The following is a 5,412-nucleotide window of genomic DNA, read 5'->3' as shown; positions in this document are numbered from 1 at the left end:
CTGCCGCACCCCACGGCGCCCGACCCCGCCCTGTCCTGGACCGCGGCCGAAGGCCCGGGAAGTCGGCCCCACGTGTCGTTCGCCGAGCCGGAACGGTTCGACGCGTCCGACCACCGCACGCGCCGCCGCCGGCGCGGTGCCGCCGCGGCCGTCTGCCTCGTCCTCGGACTCGGCCTCATCGGCGGCGCCGTCACCGGCAGCTTTCTCACCGGAGGCTCCGGCGACGCCGCCGACGCCGACGCGTTCGAGGCGGCGGGCGAGCTGTGGCACAACGTCCCCGTCGACCGGCTGTTCCCGCCCACCGTGCAGGGCCAGGGCGCAGGACCCGGCGCCGCCGACCGCACCTGGACCCGGATCGCCGTCGCCCCCGACTCCGGATGCAACGGCGCCTTCGACCCGCTGCTCGCCACGACCCTCGCCCCCGTCGGCTGCGAACGGCTGCTGCGCGCCACCTACACCGACGCCACCCAGAGCTACGTGACGACCGTCGGCCTGCTGTTCACCGAGGCCGACGCCGACGCCATGCGCACCCTGCGCAGCCGCTTCGAGCGGGAGAAGCTCGCCGACCGCGCCGACCTGATGCCCCGCCCCTACGCGGCGAAGGGCACCGCCGCCGCCGGGTTCGGCGACGCGCAGCGGGCCTCCTGGTCGGTCTCCGTCCTCACCGACGCGCCCGTCGTCGTCTACGCCGTCTCCGGCTGGGCCGACGGCCGCCGCGTCGACACCCCGCAGCCCGCCAAGGAGGCCGCCGAGCCCGGCGCCACCACCGCCCCGGCCCAGGCCGGCCTCGGCAACGAGGCCCAGGGCCTGGCCGACCGCATCGAACGCGGGCTGCGCGCCACCGTGAACAAGCCCACGGAGCAGCCGTCATGAGTCTTCGCACGCGCCGCCGCGCCGGCCTGGCCGGCTGCCTCCTCGCCGCCTGCGCCCTCCTCGTCCCCGCGGCCCCCGCGCACGCCGACGGCATACGCGGCGCCCAGTGGGCCCTGGACGCCCTGCACCTGAATGAGGCCTGGCGGACCACGAAGGGCGCAGGCATCACCGTCGCCGTCCTGGACACCGGCGTGGAGGCCGACCACCCCGACCTCGCCGGCAACGTCCTCGCCGGCACCGACCTGGTCGGCTTCGGTGCCGTCGAGGGCGACCGCGCCTGGGCCCGCCACGGCACCGCCATGGCGAGCATCATCGCCGGTCACGGACACGGGCCGGGCGCCGCCGACGGCGTCATGGGCGTCGCCCCGGAGGCGAAGATCCTGCCCGTCCGCGTCATCCTGGAGGACGCCGACCCCGCCCGCGCCAAGGCCCGCAAGACCCGCGGCAACGCGCTCGCCGAGGGCATCCGTTGGGCCGCCGATCACGGCGCCGACGTCATCAATCTCTCCCTTGGCGACGACTCGGCCTCCGCCCACCCCGAACCCGCCGAGGACGAGGCCGTGCAGTACGCCCTCAAGAAGGGTGCCGTCGTCGTCGCCTCCGCGGGCAACGGCGGCGAGAAGGGCGACCACATCTCCTACCCGGCCGCCTACCCGGGCGTCATCGCCGCGACCGCCGTCGACAAGTACGGCACCCGCGCCTCGTTCTCCACCCGCCGCTGGTACGCCACCGTCAGCGCGCCCGGCGTGGACGTCGTGATCGCCGACCCCGACCACCAGTACTACCAGGGCTGGGGCACCTCGGCCGCCGCCGCGTTCGTCTCCGGCGCTGTCGCCCTGATCAAGGCCGCCCACCCCGGTCTGACCCCGGCGCAGATCAAGAACGTGCTGGAGGACACCGCCCGCGACGCCCCGGCCGGCGGTCGCGACGACTCCCGTGGATACGGCTTCATCGACCCCGTGGCGGCCATCGAGGCGGCGGGCCGGCTGAAACCGGAGGGCCTGAGCCCGGCGTCGTACGGGGCGCGCTACTTCGGCTCCGGACCCGACGAGAGCGGTCCCGAGGACTCCACCGCCGACTGGGCGGGCCCCCTCGCGGGCAGCACCGGCGGCGTGCTGCTGGTCGCGGCCGTGGTGCTGTGGCGCGGCCGGCGCTCGACCCCGTGACACCGGGAGAAGGCCTGAGGCCGGGAGAAGGCCTGACGCCGGGGACGCCCTGACGCCGGGAGAAGGCCTGACGCCGGGGACGCCCTGACGCCGGGAGACGGCCTGACGCAGGGGGACCCCTCGACGCCGGGGACGCCGCGCTCCGACACGGCCGCGGCCGTACCGCGCGGGACGCCCGCGGCCGTACCGCCCCTGGACGAGGCCGCCGTACCGCCCCCGATAGGGTCGGCACCGTGGCGAACAAGAACATTCCCGACCCCGGCTACTCCGACGACGACGGCTCCGCCGACCCCCGGCTGAGCGCGGCGCTCGCCGCCTGGGCCGAGGACCACAGCGCGCTCGGACCCGTCCTGGAGGCCCTCAAGGGCGCCCGCCTGCTCGTGCCGGTCGTCGCCGTGCTCGGCGAGGTCGAGGAGGACGAGAACGGTCTGCGCCGCGAGAAGACCTCCGAGATGGCCGTGCCGACGCTGAAGGCCGGCAATCGCACCGCGCTGCCCGCCTTCACCTCCACCGACTCGCTCGCCCTGTGGGACCCGGCGGCCCGCCCCGTCGCCGTACCCCTCCACCAGGCGTTGCAGGCCGCCGCCCACGAGAAGGCCGACACCGTCGTCCTGGACATGGCGGGCCCGGTGCCGTTCGAACTGACCGGTCCCGCGCTGCTCGCGCTCGCCGAGGGCCGTACCACCACCGACCCGCTCGCCGACCCGGCGGTACGGGACGCCGTGCGCGACGCGGTCGCCGCCGAGCCGCGCGTCGTCCGCGCCCACCTCGGCCCGGGACGGGCCGACGGCACCCTCGCGCTGGTCCTGGACCCCGCCGCCGTACCCGCCGAAGCGGCCCGTGCCGTCGCCGAGCGGCTCGCCGCCGACGACACACTGAGGGCCCGCCTGGTGCGCGGCCTCGACCTGGCGATCCTGCCGGCCGGGACCACGCCCCCGGGCGAGCCCCTGTACGTGCGCGAATAGTTCTCGGTGCGCGGATTCGAGACGCGGATCGGATTCGAGACGCGGATTCCGTCCGCGCACCCGGTCCGCGTACGGGAATCAGCGGGTGCCGTAGACCGGGCCGGTGTACTTCTCGCCCGGCCCCTGACCCGGCTCGTCCGGGACGAGGGAGGCCTCGCGGAAGGCGAGTTGCAGCGACTTCAGACCGTCCCGCAGCGGCGCCGCATGGAAGGAGCTGATCTCCGTCGCGGACGCGTCGAGCAGACCGGCGAGGGCGTGCACCAGCTTGCGGGCCTCGTCCAGGTCCTTGTACTTGTCGCCCTCCTCGGTCAGCCCGAGCTTCACCGCGGCGGCGCTCATCAGGTTGACGGCGACCGTCACGATCACCTCGACGGCGGGGACCTCGGCGATGTCGCGGGTCATCTCGTCGAAGCCGGGGGACTCGGGGGACTCAGGAGGGGTATCGCTCATGACGCACACGATAAGCGGTGCCGGGAGACCCGCTCCCGATTAGGGGTTGCCGGACGATCCTGCTAGTCTGGAATCCGACCGGCCGGACATGTCATATGTACGGCCCACAAGTGGAGGCTCCGATCTCCCACCTGACCGTCCTCCGGGACGGCGGGTCACCGGTCAGGCGGCCACCATCGTTCCGTACGGACGATGGAGCCGCCCGAAAGGCGCCCCGCGGCCACGCGGCGGTGCTCCGGATGTGTGGAGCCCCGCCTGTGATCGTCCGGGGCATTTTTTCTGTCTCGGCGCGGTTAGGTCTAACAAACACAGACGTACGCGGCTGTCCACCAGGCTGTCGCGTGGTGCTACCGAGGAGGATCCATCAGCGCCGAGCCCCGCATCAACGACCGGATTCGCGTTCCCGAGGTGCGACTTGTCGGTCCCAGTGGCGAGCAGGTCGGCATCGTGCCGCTCGCGAAGGCACTGGAGCTTGCCCAGGAGTACGACCTCGACCTGGTCGAGGTCGCGGCGAACGCCCGTCCGCCCGTGTGCAAGCTCATGGACTACGGGAAGTTCAAGTACGAGTCGGCCATGAAGGCCCGTGAGGCGCGCAAGAACCAGGCGCACACGGTCATCAAGGAGATGAAGCTCCGGCCGAAGATCGACCCGCACGACTATGACACCAAGAAGGGTCACGTCGTCCGGTTCCTCAAGCAGGGCGACAAGGTCAAGATCACGATCATGTTCCGTGGTCGCGAGCAGTCCCGGCCCGAGCTGGGCTACCGACTGCTGCAGCGTCTCGCGGAGGACGTCCAGGACCTCGGCTTCGTCGAGTCCAACCCGAAGCAGGACGGCCGAAACATGATCATGGTCCTCGGTCCGCACAAGAAGAAGACCGAGGCGATGGCCGAGGCACGCCAGGCGCAGGAGGCCCGCAAGGCTTCCGCGAAGGCCAACCCCGGCCGCTCGCAGAACCCCGCCGATGCCCCCAAGGCGTCCGCCGAGGAACCTGCCGAGGCGTGATCCCCGGGACCACCCGGTCCCAGGCAGTAACCGATACAAGAGCGACGCTCCACCGTGCCCGGTTTTCGCGACCGGGCACAGGAGCGCCACCGACGAGGAGAGAACGGCGCTATGCCGAAGAACAAGTCGCACAGCGGTGCCAGCAAGCGCTTCAAGGTCACCGGCTCCGGCAAGGTGCTCCGTGAGCGCGCCGGCAAGCGCCACCTGCTCGAGCACAAGTCGTCCCGAGTGACGCGTCGCCTCACCGGCAACGCCGAGATGGCCCCGGGCGACGCCGCGAAGATCAAGAAGCTTCTCGGCAAGTGACGCACCCGGCGCCCCGCAGGGAGCGCCGAACGTCACGACCGGGACCCATTCGACACCGGGCCGTGTGAGGACACCCACGGCCCCGCTACAAGGAGTTAAACAAAGTGGCACGCGTCAAGCGGGCAGTGAACGCCCACAAGAAGCGCCGGGCGATCCTCGAGCAGGCCTCCGGCTACCGCGGTCAGCGTTCGCGCCTCTACCGCAAGGCCAAGGAGCAGGTCACCCACTCGCTGGTCTACAACTACAACGACCGCAAGAAGCGCAAGGGCGACTTCCGTCAGCTGTGGATCCAGCGCATCAACGCCGCTGCCCGCGCCAACGGCATCACCTACAACCGCTTCATCCAGGGTCTGAAGGCCGCGAACATCGAGGTCGACCGCAAGATCCTGGCCGAGCTCGCGGTCAACGACGCCAACGCCTTCGCGGCGCTCGTCGAGGTCGCGCAGAAGGCGCTGCCCTCCGACGTCAACGCGCCGAAGGCCGCGTGACGCCGCGCCGGCACTGAGCCGACGACCACAGCAGGACCCGCAGGCTGCCGCTTGCGGGTCCTGCTGCTGCCGGACCCGGCCCGCCGCGCCACGCCGGACCCGTCGTCCCGGCCCACCACCCCGGCGGCCACACCGTCTCCGGACGGTCCCGGCCCGCCC

6 protein-coding genes and 1 pseudogene are annotated in these 5,412 nt (G+C 72.6%); 6 read left to right on the top strand and 1 reads right to left on the bottom strand.

The genetic code is table 11. The features are described from left to right. The 3 genes and pseudogenes from MTQ10_RS27400 to MTQ10_RS27390 all read left to right on the top strand — a co-directional run. A pseudogene (locus MTQ10_RS27400) lies at window positions 1-873 on the top strand (hypothetical protein); the annotation flags it as partial. Continuing rightward, window positions 870-2,039, top strand: a complete 1,170-nt coding sequence (mycP, locus tag MTQ10_RS27395; RefSeq protein ID WP_247472946.1) for a type VII secretion-associated serine protease mycosin — start codon at window positions 870-872, stop codon at window positions 2,037-2,039. The pseudogene MTQ10_RS27400 and the gene mycP, both read left to right, overlap by 4 nt. Before the next feature lie 233 nt (window positions 2,040-2,272). Continuing rightward, the gene (locus tag MTQ10_RS27390) at window positions 2,273-3,004 is read left to right on the top strand and encodes an SseB family protein (RefSeq protein ID WP_247472942.1); all 732 of its coding nucleotides are present in this window, start codon (window positions 2,273-2,275) and stop codon (window positions 3,002-3,004) included. 78 nt (window positions 3,005-3,082) lie between these two features. Here MTQ10_RS27390 and MTQ10_RS27385 read toward each other — a convergent pair whose 3' ends face one another. Further along, a complete protein-coding gene (locus tag MTQ10_RS27385; RefSeq protein ID WP_247472940.1) occupies window positions 3,083-3,454 on the bottom strand; it encodes a DUF1844 domain-containing protein in 372 nt (123 codons plus the stop codon). 363 nt (window positions 3,455-3,817) lie between these two features. Here MTQ10_RS27385 and infC point away from each other — a divergent pair, with 363 nt between their 5' ends. The 3 genes from infC to rplT all read left to right on the top strand — a co-directional run bounded on the left by infC (window position 3,818) and on the right by rplT (window position 5,253). Continuing rightward, a complete protein-coding gene (gene infC, locus MTQ10_RS27380) occupies window positions 3,818-4,459 on the top strand; it encodes a translation initiation factor IF-3 (RefSeq protein WP_247472947.1) in 642 nt (213 codons plus the stop codon). Between the two features lie 111 nt (window positions 4,460-4,570). Beyond that, complete coding sequence (rpmI, locus tag MTQ10_RS27375; protein ID WP_004933563.1) at window positions 4,571-4,765, top strand: 50S ribosomal protein L35; 195 nt, start codon at window positions 4,571-4,573, stop codon at window positions 4,763-4,765. Between the two features lie 104 nt (window positions 4,766-4,869). Next, window positions 4,870-5,253, top strand: coding sequence for a 50S ribosomal protein L20 (gene rplT / locus MTQ10_RS27370; protein WP_016642495.1), 384 nt, complete (start codon window positions 4,870-4,872; stop codon window positions 5,251-5,253). The last annotated feature ends 159 nt before the right edge of the window (window positions 5,254-5,412 follow it).

Origin of the sequence: Streptomyces sp. XM83C, from assembly GCF_023072675.1 — a bacterium.
GTDB lineage: Bacteria > Actinomycetota > Actinomycetes > Streptomycetales > Streptomycetaceae > Streptomyces > Streptomyces thermocoprophilus.
The sequence above is the reverse complement of the archived record's forward strand: the minus strand, read 5'-3'. Positions and strand labels throughout refer to the sequence as shown.